Raw genomic sequence first — 15550 nt, 5'->3', positions numbered from 1 at the left:
CCCACCTGACCCACCCGGCCCGAGATCCGCCCCGCCCGAGATCCGCCCTGCCCGAGATCCGCCCTGATTCACGGAAAGAGCGGTCAACCGGGGCGGAGAAGGCACTCTTTCCGTGAATCAGCGGCTTCCGCGCGGCGCCCGGGCGGGGCGGGGTGGGGTGGGGTGGGGTGGGACAGGGTCAGCGGAGGACGCGACCGCGGAGGACGATGCGGGACGGGGCGCGCACCACGCGCAGGTCGCGGCGGGGGTCCTCGGGGTAGACGACGAGGTCGGCGAGGCCGCCCTCGACCAGGCCGGGGAAGCCGAGCCACTCCCGGGCCCGCCAGGAGGCGGCGGCGAGCACGTCCTCGGCGGACATGCCGGCCCGCTGGTGCAGCAGCAGCATCTCCTCGGCGGCGAGCCCGTGGTCGATGCCACCGCCGGCGTCGGTGCCGACGTAGATCGGCACCCCGGCCTCGTGGGCGGCCCGGACCACCTCGGGGAAGCGGTCGCGCAGGGCCAGCATGTGGTCGGCGTACCCGGGGAACTTCGCACGCGCCTGATCGGCGATGCCGCCGAAGGTCTGGATGTTGATCATCGTGGGCACCAGCGCGGTGCCCTGCCGGGCCATCAGGTCGATCAGGTCGAGGCTGAGTCCGGTGCCGTGCTCCACCGAGTCCACCCCGGCCCGCACCATGATCTCCACGGCCGACTCGGAGAAGGTGTGCACCGCGGCGCGTACCCCGGCGGCGTGCGCGGCCGCGACGGCGGCGGTCATGGTGTCGGCGTCCCAGGCCGGCGCCAGATCGCCCACGCCGCGGTCGATCCAGTCGCCGACCAGCTTGACCCAGCCGTTGCCGGCGGCGGCCTGGGCGGCCACCGTGGCGGCCACCTCGGCCGCGCCGACCTCCACCCCGATGTCCCGCAGGTAGCGCTTGGGCGGGGCGACGTGCCGGCCTGCGCGGGCCAGTCGCGGCAGGTCCGGGTCGTCGTCGAGTTCCGGGTACGGGTACGGGGAGCCGGCGTCGCGGATGGCCAGCACCCCGGCGTCCCGGTCGATGCGGGCCAGCTCGCGGGCCTCGTCGAGGGTGGTGATCGGGGCGCCGCCGCGGGCGATTCCGATGTGGCAGTGGGCGTCGGTCAGGCCGGGCAGCACGTAGCCGCCGTCGGCGACCGTCTCCGCGCCGGGCACCGGTTCGAAGGTGACCCGATCGCCGACCAGCCAGACGTCCCGGACCTCGTCGTCCGGCAGGAGCACACCGCGCACATGCAGAGCCATGTGCACAGTCCTACCCGATCGACATCGGTGCGCGACATGCGGCATGTCGGGGCGTCAACGAGGGCTGGCAGCCCGGCATGCCGCAGGTCGAGCTGAGGCGGCGGTCAGCGCGGGCCCTTCTCACCGCCCTTGCCGAGCTTGTTGAAGTCGATCTTCGGCAGCTTGAAGCCCGGCGGCAGGCCCTGGCCACCGGCCAGGTCCCCCGGGTCCAGGCCCGGCGGGAGCTGCGGCATGCCGCCTGGGAAACCACCCGGCACCCCGGCGCCGGTACGCGGCCGCCCGCCGCCCTTGGTGCCCTTGCGCTTGTTCTTCGGCGACTTGGTCGCCTTGCGCCGGCCACCGCCGGGCAGGCCCATCATGCCGCCCATCTGCTTCATCATCTTCTGCGCGTCGGCGAAGCGGTTGAGCAGCTGGTTGACGTCCATCACGGTGACGCCGGAGCCGTTGGCGATCCGGGCCCGCCGGGAGCCGTTGATGATCTTCGGGTTGGTGCGCTCGCCCGGGGTCATCGACCGGATGATCGCGGTGACCCGGTCGAAGTGCTTGTCGTCCAGCTCGGCGAGCTGGTCCTTCATCTGCCCCATGCCCGGCATCATGGCCAGCACGTTGGCGATCGGGCCCATCCGACGAACCGCGATGAGCTGGTCGAGGAAGTCCTCCAGGGTGAAGGTCTCGCCGCCCATCAGCTTGGCGGTCATCTTCTCCTTCTGATCGGCGTCGAAGGCCTGTTCGGCCTGCTCGATCAGAGTGAGGACGTCGCCCATGCCGAGGATCCGGCTGGCCATCCGGTCGGGGTGGAAGACGTCGAAGTCCTCCAGCTTCTCGCCGGTGGAGGCGAACAGGATCGGCTGGCCGGTGACCTCCCGGACCGACAGCGCGGCGCCACCGCGAGCGTCGCCGTCGAGCTTGGAGAGGACCACGCCGGTGATGCCGACGCCGTCGCGGAACGCCTCGGCGGTGCGGACCGCGTCCTGGCCGACCATCGCGTCGATGACGAAGATGACCTCGTCGGGCTGGACCGCGTCGCGGATGTTCGCGGCCTGCCGCATCATCTCGGCGTCGATGCCCAGCCGGCCGGCGGTGTCGACGATGACGATGTCCCGGGCCGCCCGCTTGGCGTGCTCGATCGAGTCGCGGGCCACCTGCACCGGGTCGCCCACGCCGTTGCCGGGCTCCGGGGCGTACACCTCGACGCCGGCCCGGCCGCCGAGCACCTGGAGCTGCCCGACGGCGTTGGGGCGCTGGAGGTCGGCGGCGACCAGCAGCGGCTGGTGGCCCTGGGCCTTGAGCCAGCGGGCCAGCTTGCCGGCGAGGGTGGTCTTACCGGAACCCTGGAGGCCGGCCAGCATGATCACGGTCGGCGGGTGCTTGGCGAACTGGAGCCGCCGCCCCTCGCCGCCGAGGACGTTGATCAGCTCCTCGTTGACGATCTTGATGATCTGCTGGGCCGGGTTGAGCGCCTGGGAGACCTCGGCGCCGCGCGCCCGCTCCTTGACGTTCGCGATGAAGCCCTTGACCACCGGCAGGGCGACGTCGGCCTCCAGCAGCGCCATCCGGATCTCGCGGGCGGTGGCGTCGATGTCGGCGTCGGTGAGCCGACCCTTGCCGCGGAGCTTCGTGAAGATCCCGGACAGGCGGTCACTCAAGGTGTCAAACACGCGAACATCCCGTTTGTCGTTTTCGGCGGGCACAGGGCGGCCGGGCAGGCTGTCCAGCCACCGCTAGGGTAGCCCGCCGCCCACACCCGCGCTCCCGGCTGGCCCCGCGCCCGCGGCCGCCGACGCCGTCACCCCTCCACCAGCCCCGACTGGTACGCGAAGACGACCAGTTGGGCGCGGTCACGGGCGGCCAGCTTCACCATGGCCCGGCTGACGTGGGTACGCGCGGTGGCCGGGCTGACCACCAGCCGCTCGGCGATCTCGGCGTTGCTCAGCCCCTCGCCGACCAGCCCGACCACCTCCCGTTCCCGGTCGGTGAGGGTGCCGATCCGGGGGTGTGGCCGGGGCACCCGGGCCGGCCGGGTGGCGAACTCCCGGACCACCCGCCGGGTCACCGACGGCGACAGCAGCGCCTCCCCCTCGGCGACCAGCCGGATCGCCCGGAGCAGCTCCGCCGGGCGGGTGTCCTTGGTCAGGAAGCCGCTGGCGCCGTGCCGGAGCGCGTCGAAGACGTACTCGTCCAGCTCGAAGGTGGTCAGCACGACCACCCGGGTGCCGCCCAGCTCGGGGTCGGCGACGATCCGCCGGGTCGCCTCGATGCCGTCCACCCCGGGCATCCGGACGTCCATCAGCACCACGTCGGGGCGCTCCCGGTGGGCCAGCTCGACCGCCCGCAGCCCGTCGGCAGCCTCCCCCACCACCGCGAGGTCGTCCTCGCTCTCCACCAGCGCACGCAGCCCGATCCGGACCAGGTCCTGGTCGTCCGCGAGCAGCACTTTGATCATGCGTCCTCCTTGCGGTGTGGGGCGGGAGACCCGGCCCGGGCGGGCCTCATGGGACACGCCCCGACGGCAGGGTGGCGTGCACCCGGAAGCCGCCGCCCGGGACGGGGCCGGCGGTGAACGAGCCGCCCAGCGCGGTGACCCGCTCCCGCATCCCGGCGAGGCCGGACCCGGAGGTCCGGGCGGGACCGGCGGCGGCGCCGCGACCGGTGTCGGTCACCTCCACGGCGACCTCGTCGGGGGCGTACCGGATCCGGACGGTCGCGGTGGCCGGGCCGGCGTGGCGCAGCACGTTGGTCAGCGCCTCCTGCACCACCCGGTACGCGGCCAGGTCCACCGCCATCGGGAGGGCGCGCGGCTCCCCGTCGACCTCGACGGTGACCGGGACGCCGGCGCCGGCCAGTCGCTCCCGCAGCTGCGGGAGCTGGGCGAGCCCGGGAACGGGGGCCCGCTCGTCGGCCACCTCGTCGCGGCGTACCACGGTCAGCGTGACCCGCAGCTCGTCCAGCGCCTCCTTGCTGGTGCGGCTGATCGCGGTAAGCGCCGCCTCGGCCTGCTCCGGCTTGCGGGCGAGCAGGTGCAGGGCGATCTCGGCCTGCATGTGGATCGCGGCCAGGCCGTGCCCGACCACGTCGTGCACCTCCCGGGCGACCCGCAGCCGTTCCGCGTCGGCCAGCCGGCGCGCCTCGTCGACCCGGCCGCGGGCGGCGTTCTCCCGGACCAGCCGCACGGTGGTGCCGACCGCGAACGGCACCACCACCCAGGCGGCGGCCGGCATCAGGCCGATCAGCCCGAGCGGGTGCGTCCCGACGAGCACGTGGGTCACCACCGCCACCAGCGCGCCGGCCCCGGCCAGCGCCGCCGTCCGCACCGGCCGGTACGCGGCGACCGTGTAGACCGCGACCAGGAAGGAGAGCAGGATCGGCCCGTACGGGTAGCCGAGCACCAGATAGGCGGTGACCGCGACGGTCACCACCGCCAGGGTGGCCAGCGGCCAGCGCCGGCGCACCGCGAGCGCCAGCGCGGCCACCGCGACCAGCGGATAGGTGGCCCGGCCGGTCGGCACGCCCTCGTTGAGCCCGGCCGGCGCGGTGCCGACCAGCCCGATGGCGAGCAGCGCCAGGGCGACGGCGGCGTCGAGGGCGACGCCGCTCCACCCGGTCCGGTCCCGCTCCACCCGCGCCTCCCCCACCCGGCTCAGCCGATGTCCCGCCGCCGCAGCAGCACCGCGCCGACCACCGCGAACGCGATCAGGTACGCCGCCACGACCACCGCCGCCTGCCCACCGCCGACGGTCGCCGCCACCCCGGGGGTGTCCCCGGGGGCGCCGAGCGCGGCGACCAGCGACCCGGCGTTCGGGCCGGGCAGCCCTTTCTGCGCCTGCGCCACCCAGTCGAGCAGGGGCGCGGCGATCGCGGCGAGCAGGTTCTGCACCGCGAGCATCCACACCAGGCCCAGCCCCACCGGCAGGGCCACCGCGCGGAGGGCGACGGCGAGCACGGCACCGAGCATCGCCCACATCGTCGCGATGAGCCACCCCGCCCCGATCCCGACGAGCAGGTCGCCCGGTCCGGGCCAGCGCACCGGCTGGGACTCGGCGACCGCGATGAGCACGCTGGCCACCGCCCCGACCGCGAAGACCGCCAGCACCACGGCCAGCGCCGCGGCGGTGAGGGCGAGCAACTTGCCGGCGTACACCTCCAGCCGGGAGGGGCCCTGGGTGAGGACGGTCTTCCAGGTGGCCCAGCCGTACTCGCCGCCGACGGTGAGCACCCCGAGGATCAGCACGATCGACCCCAGGAAGACCGGCAGCCCACCGAGCGAGTTCCCGACCAGCTGGTCGGGCAGCAGCATGGGCAGGGTGCGGTCGTTGTTCGGCCCGTCGGTGCCGCCGGCGATGCTGGCGTACGGGAACAGGTAGGTGAAGATCAGCGCGAGGGCGAGCGTGATGGCCAACAGCAGCCAGCTCGCCGGCCGGCGGACCAGCTTGATCGTCTCGGCGCGGAAGCTACGCGACATCGGCTGTTCCCTTCTCGATGAGGTCGAAGAAGACCTGTTCCAGGTCCCGCTCCCGGGGCCGCAGCTCCCGCACGGCGAGCCCGGCGGAGACCAGTTCGGCGTTGAGCCAGGCGGCCCGCTCGGGTGCCACCGCCAGCTCCAGCCCGCCGTCGACCACCCGGACCCGGTCGTCGCCGACCAGCGCCCGGGTCCGGGCCGCCGCCTCGTCCAGCGGGTCGGCGAGCACCCGCAGCCCGGCCGTGCCGCGCAGCTCGGCTACGGTCCCCTCGGCGATCAGCCGTCCCCGGGAGATCACCCCGACCCGGTCGCAGATCTGCTCGACCTCGCCGAGCAGGTGGCTGGAGACCAGCACGGTGCACCCGCCGGCGCCGAGCCGGCGGATCAGGGTCCGCATGTCCGCCATGCCGGCCGGGTCGAGGCCGTTGGTCGGCTCGTCCAGGATCAACAGGCGCGGGTCCTTGAGCAGGGCGGCGGCCACGCCGAGCCGCTGCTTCATGCCCAACGAGTAGCCGGCGTACCGGTCGCCAGCCCGGTCGGTGAGGTCGACCAGGTCGAGCACCAGCGCCACCCGGTCGGCGCCGACCCCGGCGTAGCGGGCCAGCACCCGCAGGTTGTCCCGCCCGGAGAGGTACGGGTAGAAGGCCGGTCCCTCGATCAACGCGCCGACGCCGGTCAGCCGCCCGGCGCCGGGCGGGCGGCCGAGCAGCCGTACCGTCCCGGCGGTGGGGCGGACGAGCCCGAGCAGCATGCGCAGGGTGGTGGTCTTCCCGGCTCCGTTGGGGCCGAGGAAGCCGTACACCTCCCCGGCCCGGACGGTCAGGTGCAGGTCCTGCACGGCGGTCAGGCCGCCGTACCGTTTGGTGAGCCCTTCGGTCTGCACTGGCAGGTTCATGCCCCGAGGGTCCCGCCGCGCGGGCCCCGGCACGTCGCCCCGCAGGCGGCTCCCCGCCTACGTCACGGGACGTAGCCCTGGACGGCGGTTGTCAAGCGGGGCCCATGCCTAACGGAGGCGTTGCGAAGGGGCCTTCCTCACACCGCGGCCAGCACGGCGGCCTCGATGCGGTCGCGGTCGGCGGCGGGGGGCCAGCCGCCGGTCAGGTAGAAGGCGTCCACCACGTCGCCGCCGAGGGTGGAGATCCGGGCCGCCCGGACCTGCGCGCCGGCCTCGTCGAGCGCGCAGGAGACCCGGTACAGCAGCCCGGCCGCGTCGGCGGCGCGCAGTTCCAGCAGGACCGCGTCGGTGGCCGCCTCCCGGTGCCAGACCACCCGGGGCGCGGCGCCCTGCCCGCGGGCGGCGAGCGCGCGGCCGCGCAGCCGTTGGGTGACCGACACGTCGCCGGCGACCGCGCGGCGCAGGTCGGCGGTGAGCGCGATCGGGTCGGGCGACAGCCCGTAGCGGGGCTGCACCCGGCACTCGACCAGGGCCCGGCCGTCGACCGTGGAGGCGTCCGCGGAGATCACCTCGAGCCGGTGCAGGGCCAGGCAGCCGGCCACCGTCGCGAGCAGGCCACGCCGGTCGGCCGCGGCCACCGAAACCCGGTCCTCCCGCAGGTGTACGACCGGCAGCGGCCCGGCGACCAGCGCCGGGTCGGGGGCCGGCGGGGCGGGCAGCACGCCGGTGTCCAGCGCGGTCCGCACCCGGGCCACCAGCTCGGCGACGAGCCGCCCCTTCCAGTCCGACCAGGCGGCCGGCCCGGTGGCGGCGGCGTCGGCCCGGACCAGGGCGTGCAGCAGGTCCAGGGTGAGGGTGTCGCCGACCCGCTCGGCCACCCCGGCGATGGTCTTCGGGTCGGACAGGTCGCGCCGGGTGGCCACGTCGGGCAGCAGCAGGTGCAGCCGGACCAGCGTGCCGATCAGGTCCGCCTCGGCCTCGGGCAGCCCGATCCGGGTCGCCACCGCCGCCGCCAGCGGCGCCCCCACCACACTGTGATCGACGAAGGTGCCGGCGGGCTCGTGCCTGCCGGCCCGCCCGGCGGCACCTTCGCCCGGCAGCCCCTTCCCGATGTCGTGCAGGAACGCGCCGAGCAGCAGCAGGTCCGGCCGGTCCACCTCGCGGGTGTGCCGGCTGGCCTCGTACGCGGTCTGCACCAGGTGCCGGTCGAGGGTGAACCGGTGCACCGGGTTGTGCTGGGGCAGGCTGCGCAGCCGGGTCCACTCGGGCAGCCAGCCGTCGATCAGGCCGTACCGGTCGCAGGTCTCCCAGGCGGGCACCAGCCCCGGGCCGGCGCCGAGGAGGGTGATCAGGGCGGCCCGGGCGGCCGGCGGCCAGGGCGCGGGCAGCGGCGGGCAGTACGCGGCCAGCCACTCGCAGGTGGCCCGCGCGATGGGCAGCCGGGTGGTGGCCGCGGCCGCGGCGACCCGCAGCGACAGGCTGGGGTCGGGGCGGGCGCCGATGGCGGTACGGGCGAGCACCAGCTCGCCGTCGTGTTCGACGACGTCCCGGGCGACCGGTCGGCGCAGCGGCCGGCCGTCGGCGCCCCGGCGGCGGCCGGAGCGGAGCCGGTCGGCGGCCCGCCAGGCGTCGTCGAGGGCGTGGCTGACCGTCCGGGCGTCCCCGGCGACCCGCCGGAGCAGCGCGTCCCCGTCACCGGCGTCGGTTTCAGGTCGCGGCGCGGCGTCCGACGCGCCGTGCTGCTGAAGGTGTCGGGGCTGTACGGCGTCAGCCGCGCCGAGCTGAAGTTGGCGCAGCCCGAGCAGGGCGGCGACGCCGTCGCGTTCCTGGGCGACCAGCCGGTCGACCCGGCGGCCGACCTGCTGGTGCAGGGCGTCGCGGGTGTCCAGCAGCCGCCGGTGGGCGGCGTGCACGGCCGGGCGCAGCGCGTCGGTGATCCCGGCGGTGGCGATGGCGCGCAGGAGGCCGACGTCACGCAGCCCGCCGGCGGCCTCCTTGAGGTCCCCTTCGAGGAGGAAGGCCAGTTCGCCGTGGGCCGCCCAGCGGGCGTCGGTGATCTCCCGCAGCTTCGGCAGTTGCCGGACGGCGGTGCGCCGCCAGTGGTCGGCGGCGGTGTGGCTGAGCTGGTCGGCCAGGGCCGGGTCGCCGGCGATGTGGCGGGCGTCGAGCAGGCCGAGGGCGACCTTGACGTCGTCCTGTGCCACGGAGAGCGCCTCGGCGACGGTGCGTACCGAGTGGTCCAGCCGCAGCCCGGCGTCCCAGATCGGATACCAGAGCGAGGCGGCCAGCTCGTCGGTGCCGGGCACCCCGGCGTGCAGCAGCACCAGGTCGAGGTCGCCGTAGGGCGCACACTGCCGCCGGCCCAGCCCGCCGACGGCGACCAGCGCGATCCCCTCCCGCCCCGGAAAGATCCCCCGCAACCAGGCCTCGAGCACGTCGGCCCGGCGGGCCCGGGCCTCGGCGCCGATCCCGCCCGGCAGGCCGACGACCTCGTTGATCAAGGGGTTTGCGTCACCGGCACCGGGGTGTCCTGACGCATTCTCCTTGATCAACGAGGTCATCGAGACGTCCTCAGAGGGCGTCGAGGCCGCGCTCGCCGGTACGGACCCGGACGACCTCCTCGACGCCGGTCACCCAGACCTTGCCATCGCCGATCTTGCCGGTCCGGGCGGCGCCCACGATGGCGTCGACGATCTTGTCGACGTCCATCTCGTCGGTGAGCACCTCGACCCGGATCTTGGGCAGGAACTCGACCGTGTACTCGGCACCCCGGTAGACCTCGGTGTGCCCCTTCTGCCGGCCGTAGCCCTGGACCTCGCTGACGGTCAGGCCGGCCACGCCGAGGGCGTGCAGGGCCTCCTTCACCGCGTCCAGCTGGTACGGCTTGATGACCGCGGTCACCAGCTTCATGTCCAACCCCTCCATCCCAGGAACGTTAACCGGCGACCTTCTCGCTGACCGGCTCGGCGGGCTCCTCCGCCGCGTCGGTGGGCTCCGGGGCCGGCCTGGTGGCGCCGATCCCGGCCATCGCGAACGCCCCGCCGCTGCTGCCCGTGGTGGGCGACAGGTCGTACGCGCTCTCCGCGTGCTCGGCGACGTCGATGCCCTCGATCTCCGCCTCGGCGGACACCCGGAAGCCGATCGTCTTGTCGATCACGAAGCCGAGGGCGTAGGCGATCACGAAGGAGTAGACGGTCACGATCAGCGCGCCCAGCGCCTGCTTGCCGAGCAGCGTGGCGTCGCCGCCGACCAGCAGGCCGTCGCTGGCGACCAGCGAGCTCACCGAGGCGGTGCCGAACAGGCCGATCCACAGGCAGCCGATCCACCCGCCGACGAAGTGCACGCCGACCACGTCCAGCGAGTCGTCGTACCCGAGCCGGTACTTCAGGCCGACCGCGACGGCGCAGACGGCACCGGCCACGATACCCAGCAGCACCGATGCGGCCGGGGTGATGAAGGCACAGGCCGGGGTGATCGCGACCAGACCGGCCACCGCGCCGGAGGACGCGCCGACCAGCGTCGGCTTGCCGTCGCGTACCCACTCCACCACGATCCAGCCCAGCAGGGCGGCGGCGGTGGCCACCTGGGTGTTGACGAAGGCCAGCGCGGTGACCCCGTCGGCGGTCAGCTCGGAGCCGGCGTTGAAGCCGAACCAGCCGAACCAGAGCAGGCCGGCGCCGAGCGCGACCAGCGGGACGTTGTGCGGCTTGGCGCTCTCCCGGGGCCAGCCGACCCGCTTGCCGAGGACCAGCACCAGGGCGAGGGCCGCCGCGCCGGCGTTGATGTGCACCGCGGTGCCACCGGCGAAGTCGAGCGCGCCGATGTCCCCGCCGATCAGGCCGCCGCCCCAGACCATGTGCGCGACCGGGAAGTAGACCAGCGTGGCCCAGCCGAAGGCGAACACCAGCCAGCCGGCGAACTTCGTCCGGTCGGACAGGGCGCCGCTGATCAGGGCGACGGTGATGACCGCGAACATCATCTGGAAGGCGATGAAGACGTAGAGCGGGATACCGGTCTCGCCCCACAGGTCGCTCTCGCCGACGAACGTCTTGGTGCCCAGGTACTGCCCGAGGTCACCCCAGAACTTGCCGCCCTCCCCGAAGGCGACGGTGAAGCCGTAGAAAAGCCACAGGATGCTGACGAGCCCGATGGACGAGAAGCTCATCATCATCATGTTCAGGACGCCCTTGGACCGGTTCAGGCCGCCGTAGAACAGCGCGAGACCGGGCGTCATGAGCAGCACGAGCGCAGTCGAAACAAGCAGCCAGGCAGTGTTCCCGGTATCGATCTCCACGCTGCCTCCTCTCGGTGTCGAATTCCTCCCTCCGACTGAGACCTGGCAGCATCGCCCGTCAGCCGGTTGGGCGGAAGCTTGCTCGGCGGCTGTTTCCTTCACCGACACCGCTCGATTTCCGACGCGTGACGGGTTGTTTCCGGCGTGTGAAGTCCTCCGCACAACCGCCCTGCCCCCGCTGTACGGAAAGAGTGGTTGTTCCGCGCGGAACAACCACTCTTTCCGGAAGAGCGCCTACTGGAGGTGGGTCAGCGGAGCGCGTACTCCAGGGCGTGCCGCTCGTAGTCGAGCAGGCGCAGGTCGCGCATCGGGCGCCGGAGGTGGCCCTTGTGCACGATCCGGACGAACGCCGGCTCGCCGGCCGCGGCCATCCGGCGGATGCCCTCGACGTGGTCGACGATCCGCTTGCGGATGGTCCGGATCAGCCGGTGCCGGTCGCGCGGGATCAGCCCGTACGCGTCGGCGAAGAGCCGCAGCCGGCGCGGCCGGTCCGGGTTCCTCCAGCCGAGGGTGATCGAGTCCCGGTCGGAGAAGATCGGCACCCAGGTCCACGCCGCGTACGCCACGTCGTAGATCCGGGCGCCGGGTGAGGCGAGGTCGAAGTCGATCAGGCTGAGGGTGCCGTCGGGCCGCCAGATCACGTTGTGCGGGGCGGCGTCGTGGTGGCAGATCACCTCGGTGTCCGGCGGGGGCGGGCCGAACGATCGCCAGACCGCCCCCGGCGGCGGGGTGAAGCCGTACTGGGCGTCATGGAACATCCGCAGCATGGTCGCGACGGTGACCAGGGCCTCGTCGGTGACCCAGTGCGGGGCCAGCGGGTACTCCCCGCACTCCCCCTCCAGGTACGACAGGACCTCCCGGTTGCGCTCGTCCATGCCGAGCGCGCGGGGGGCGCCGGTGAAGCCGACGTACTCCAGGTGGCGCAGCAGCGCGTGCACCGAGGGGGTCCAGGGGCCTGCGTTGCGCCGGACCGTGTCCCCGACCCGGACCACGGTGCTGACGTTCCCGCCGTGCAGCGGGATCTCCTGTGAGGTCACGTACGGCCTCCCGAGGCGCGGCGCCAGGTGGTGGCTGGGGTCGCGCCACCCCGCGTAGGCGCGATCGTCAGTCGTCACGTCGAGGCTACGCGTCCCGGGCGAGCGGCTCGGTGCCGAGCAACGCGTCGACGAACTGCGCCGGGTCGAACGGGGCCAGGTCGTCCGGGCCCTCGCCCAGGCCGACCAGCTTGACCGGGATGCCCAGCTTGCGCTGCACGGCGATCACGATGCCGCCCTTGGCCGTCCCGTCGAGCTTGGTCAGCACCACGCCGGTCACGTTGACCACCTCGGTGAAGACCCGGGCCTGCTCCAGCCCGTTCTGGCCGGTGGTGGCGTCGAGCACGAGCAGCGTCTCGTCGATCGGGCCGTGCTTCTCCACCACCCGCTTGACCTTGCCCAGCTCGTCCATCAGGCCGATCTTGTTCTGCAGCCGGCCGGCGGTGTCGACCAGCACCGTGTCGACCCCGGTGTCGATGCCCCGCTTGACCGCGTCGAAGGCGACGCTGGCCGGGTCGGCGGCCTCCGGCCCGCGGACGGTCTCCGCGCCGACCCGGCCGCCCCAGGTCTCCAGCTGGTCGGCGGCGGCGGCCCGGAAGGTGTCGGCCGCGCCGAGCAGCACGGTCCGGCCGTCGGCGATCAACACCCGGGCGATCTTGCCGCAGGTGGTGGTCTTGCCGGCGCCGTTGACCCCGACGACCAGCAGCACGGCGGGCACGCCCTCCTTCGGGGCGGTCTTCAGCGACCGGTCGAGGTTCGGGTCGAGGGCGTTGACCAGCTCGGCGGCGAGCAGCGCGCGCAGCTCCCCGGCGGTGCGGGTGCCGAGCACCCGGGTCCGCTCGCGGAGCCGGTCGACGATCTCCCGGGTGGCCTCGATGCCGACGTCGGCGGTGATCAGGCTGTCCTCGATCTCCTCCCAGGCGTCCTCGTCCAGGTGCTCGCGGCTGAGCAGGCCGAGCAGGCCCTTGCCGAAGACGTTCTGCGAGCGGGACAGCCGGGAGCGCAGCCGGACCAGCCGGCCGGCGGTGGGCTCGGGGACCTCGATGGTGGGGGCCGGCGCCTCGATCACCGGCGGCGGCTCGACCAGCACGCCGGTGGAGAGGTCCGCCTCGGCCGCCTCGACCGGCGGCCCGGCCAGGTCCTCCTCGGCCCGGGTCTCGACCTCCGTCTCCGGCAGCGGCGGCTCGGGGCGCCGGCGCAGGCGGGGCACCACGAGGCTGAGGCCGCCGAGGATCAGCGCCACGAGCAGGGCGAGTGCGACGAGGAGGTATTCCTTCATGCCCGAAATCCTGTCAGATGGCGGCGACGACGTCCCACTCACCGCCTCGGCACGCGAGCGAGCTGCGGGTACGCTCGCCGCAGCCAGGCGTGCCGAACCCGCCGGCCGGGTAGAGAAGCTGAACCGTTTCCGCCTCGGAGGTGCCCCGTGCCCAGCTCCCGCCTGCTCATCGGTCCGCTGCTGCGGCGGGTCGTCGGCACGCGGGCGACCGTCTGGGTGGAGACCAGCGCCCCCGCCGTGGTCGCCGTCCGCACGGCCGACGGGGCCCGGGGCAGTGCGCCCACCTTCACGGCGTACGACCACCACTACGCGCTGGTGGTGGTGGAGGGGTTGGCCCCGGACAGCACCACCAGCTACGAGGTGCTGATCGACGACGAGGTCGCCTGGCCGGTGCCGGAGAGCGGCTTCCCGGCCAGCGTGATCCGGACCCGGGCGGCGGACGACCGGGACCAGCCGGTCCGGCTGATCTTCGGCTCCTGCCGGGAGACCACCCAGCACGCCACCGCCCGCAAGCTGCCGCCGGACGCGCTCGACGCGTACGCCCGGCGAATGATGGCCGATCCGGACCCGGCCACCTGGCCCGACCTGCTGGTGCTGCTCGGCGACCAGGTCTACGCCGACGTCACCTCGCCGACGGTGCGCAAGCTGCTCAAGCGCCGCCGGCGCCGGCCGAAGGACGCCCCGGCGACCCAGGTGGTCAGCTTCGACGAGTACACCAAGCTCTACCTGGAGTCCTGGCGGGACCCGGAGATCCGCTGGCTGCTCTCCACCGTGCCGAGCGTGATGATCTTCGACGACCACGAGGTGATCGACGACTGGAACACCTCGGCGTCCTGGCGGGCGGACATGCGCGAGCAGGCGTGGTGGGCGGAGCGGATCCGCAGCGGCCTCGCCTCGTACTGGGTCTACCAGCACCTGGGCAACCTCGCGCCGGACGAGATCGCCGCTGACCCGGTGTACGCGAAGGTGACGGCCGCCGAGGACGCCACCTCCGTGCTGCACGAGTTCGGCGAGCGGGTGGACAAGGAGGCCGACGTCGCGCACGACACCGAGCGCTGGCGGGCCGTGCAGTACCAGTGGAGCTACGCCCTCGACCTGGGACGGACCCGCCTGGTGATGCTGGACAACCGGTCCAGCCGGGTGCTGGAGCGGGGCAACCGGGCGATGCTGCCGGCGGGCGAGTGGTCCTGGTTCGTGGACCGGGCGCACGGCGTCTACGACCATCTGGTGGTCGGTGCGTCGCTGCCCTGGCTGCTGCCGCCCGGCATCCACCACGTCGAGGCGTGGAACGAGAAGCTGGCCGACTCGGACCGGCCCTGGGTCGCGAAGGTCTCCGAGCAGCTCCGCCGGACCCTGGACCTGGAGCACTGGGCGTCGTTCCGGCGCTCCTTCGACGCCCTCGGCGAGCTGTTCGCCCGGCTGGGCAGCGGCCGCACCGCCGGGCAGGGCGACCGGGTGGGCGCGGGTCCGGCGTACGCGGCGCCGGCGTCGATCAGCGTGCTCTCCGGGGACGTGCACCACTCGTACGTGGCCCGGGCCCGGTTCGCCGACCGCAGCGTCCGCACCCCGGTGCACCAGCTCACCTGCTCACCGATCCACAACCAGGTGCCGGCCGCGATGCGCCCGCTGATGACGCTCGGCTGGAACCCGGGGCCGGCCGGCGCGGCCCGGGCCCTGGCCCGCTCCGCCGGGGTGCGCCGCCCCTTCGTCCGGTGGAAGAGGCTGGCCGGGCCGTACTTCGGCAACGCCGTCGCCACGCTGACCCATCGGGGGCGGTCCGCGGATGTGCTCATCGAGGGCACCACCAGCGACGGTCACCTGCGTACGGTGGCGCGGCAGCAGCTCAGCGACGAGGTGTGAGTACCCTCTCACCCGTGGACGACCACCTGCCGGAGAGCCTGCGCGCCGTGGAGCACGAGCTGACCGCGCTGCTGCGCCGCGGTCGCGCGCTGTCCTGGGAGATCGCCCGGGAGGTGCATCCCCACCTCGAGCCGAACGCCTACGGGCTGCTGCTCTGGCTGCGCCGCTCCGGCTCGACCCGGCTGACCGACCTCGCCGTCAAGCTCGGCATCGGCAAGGGCACCCTGAGCCGGCAGATCCACGGCCTGGAGTCGCTCGGCCTGGTTCGCCGCGACCCGGATCCGACCGACCGGCGGGCCGCCCAACTCAGCCTCACCGAGGAGGGCACCCGCCGGTTCGACGCCGCCCGGGCCGCCCGGCTCGGGCAGATCCGGCGTACGCTCGAAAGCTGGCCGAAACAGGACGTCGAGGATTTCGCCCGGCTGATGCACAAGTTCAACGAGACGTTCTGACCTGCCGGGCGGCGCCGGAATA

13 protein-coding genes are annotated in these 15550 nt (G+C 73.8%); 2 read left to right on the top strand and 11 right to left on the bottom strand.

Features of this window, described 5'->3' with window-relative positions; genetic code table 11:
• Nucleotides 1-178: 178 nt before the first annotated feature.
• The 11 genes from EFE23_RS01615 to ftsY all read right to left on the bottom strand — a co-directional run bounded on the left by EFE23_RS01615 (nt 179) and on the right by ftsY (nt 13216).
• Nucleotides 179-1258, bottom strand: coding sequence for an amidohydrolase family protein (locus EFE23_RS01615; RefSeq protein WP_123239067.1), 1080 nt, complete (start codon nt 1256-1258; stop codon nt 179-181).
• A 104-nt stretch (nt 1259-1362) separates the two neighbouring features.
• Nucleotides 1363-2916 carry a signal recognition particle protein gene (gene ffh / locus EFE23_RS01610; RefSeq protein ID WP_123239066.1) on the bottom strand — a complete coding sequence of 518 codons (1554 nt, stop codon included), beginning with the start codon at nt 2914-2916 and terminating at the stop codon, nt 1363-1365.
• A 128-nt stretch (nt 2917-3044) separates the two neighbouring features.
• The gene (locus EFE23_RS01605; protein ID WP_123239065.1) at nt 3045-3701 is read right to left on the bottom strand and encodes a response regulator transcription factor; all 657 of its coding nucleotides are present in this window, start codon (nt 3699-3701) and stop codon (nt 3045-3047) included.
• A 46-nt stretch (nt 3702-3747) separates the two neighbouring features.
• The gene (locus EFE23_RS01600; RefSeq protein ID WP_123239169.1) at nt 3748-4875 is read right to left on the bottom strand and encodes a sensor histidine kinase; all 1128 of its coding nucleotides are present in this window, start codon (nt 4873-4875) and stop codon (nt 3748-3750) included.
• A gap of 20 nt (nt 4876-4895) precedes the next feature.
• Nucleotides 4896-5717, bottom strand: a complete 822-nt coding sequence (locus EFE23_RS01595) for an ABC transporter permease (RefSeq protein WP_123239064.1) — start codon at nt 5715-5717, stop codon at nt 4896-4898.
• A complete protein-coding gene (locus EFE23_RS01590) occupies nt 5707-6609 on the bottom strand; it encodes an ABC transporter ATP-binding protein (protein WP_123239063.1) in 903 nt (300 codons plus the stop codon). Before EFE23_RS01590 ends, EFE23_RS01595 begins: the two co-directional genes overlap by 11 nt.
• 137 nt (nt 6610-6746) lie before the next feature.
• Nucleotides 6747-9170, bottom strand: a complete 2424-nt coding sequence (locus EFE23_RS01585) for a [protein-PII] uridylyltransferase (RefSeq protein WP_123239062.1) — start codon at nt 9168-9170, stop codon at nt 6747-6749.
• Between the two features lie 10 nt (nt 9171-9180).
• Nucleotides 9181-9519 carry a P-II family nitrogen regulator gene (locus tag EFE23_RS01580; protein WP_013284578.1) on the bottom strand — a complete coding sequence of 113 codons (339 nt, stop codon included), beginning with the start codon at nt 9517-9519 and terminating at the stop codon, nt 9181-9183.
• A 25-nt stretch (nt 9520-9544) separates the two neighbouring features.
• Nucleotides 9545-10903, bottom strand: a complete 1359-nt coding sequence (locus EFE23_RS01575) for an ammonium transporter (protein WP_123239061.1) — start codon at nt 10901-10903, stop codon at nt 9545-9547.
• Nucleotides 10904-11151: 248 nt separating this feature from the next.
• The gene (locus tag EFE23_RS01570) at nt 11152-12018 is read right to left on the bottom strand and encodes an aminoglycoside phosphotransferase family protein (RefSeq protein ID WP_199736885.1); all 867 of its coding nucleotides are present in this window, start codon (nt 12016-12018) and stop codon (nt 11152-11154) included.
• Between the two features lie 7 nt (nt 12019-12025).
• Nucleotides 12026-13216: a signal recognition particle-docking protein FtsY gene (ftsY, locus tag EFE23_RS01565; RefSeq protein ID WP_123239059.1), complete on the bottom strand. Its 1191-nt coding sequence runs from the start codon at nt 13214-13216 to the stop codon at nt 12026-12028.
• 147 nt (nt 13217-13363) lie between these two features.
• On the opposite strand from ftsY, the gene EFE23_RS01560 reads away from it, so the two are divergent.
• Together EFE23_RS01560 and EFE23_RS01555 are read left to right on the top strand one after the other, a co-directional pair.
• A complete protein-coding gene (locus tag EFE23_RS01560; RefSeq protein WP_123239058.1) occupies nt 13364-15076 on the top strand; it encodes an alkaline phosphatase D family protein in 1713 nt (570 codons plus the stop codon).
• 14 nt (nt 15077-15090) lie between these two features.
• Entirely contained in the window at nt 15091-15528 is a 438-nt protein-coding gene (locus EFE23_RS01555; RefSeq protein WP_233600819.1) for a MarR family winged helix-turn-helix transcriptional regulator, read from the top strand.
• The last annotated feature ends 22 nt before the right edge of the window (nt 15529-15550 follow it).

Source organism: Micromonospora solifontis (genome assembly GCF_003725545.1).
GTDB lineage: Bacteria > Actinomycetota > Actinomycetes > Mycobacteriales > Micromonosporaceae > Micromonospora > Micromonospora solifontis.
Note: the sequence above shows the minus strand (reverse complement) of the source record. Positions and strands in the feature narration are given on the sequence as shown.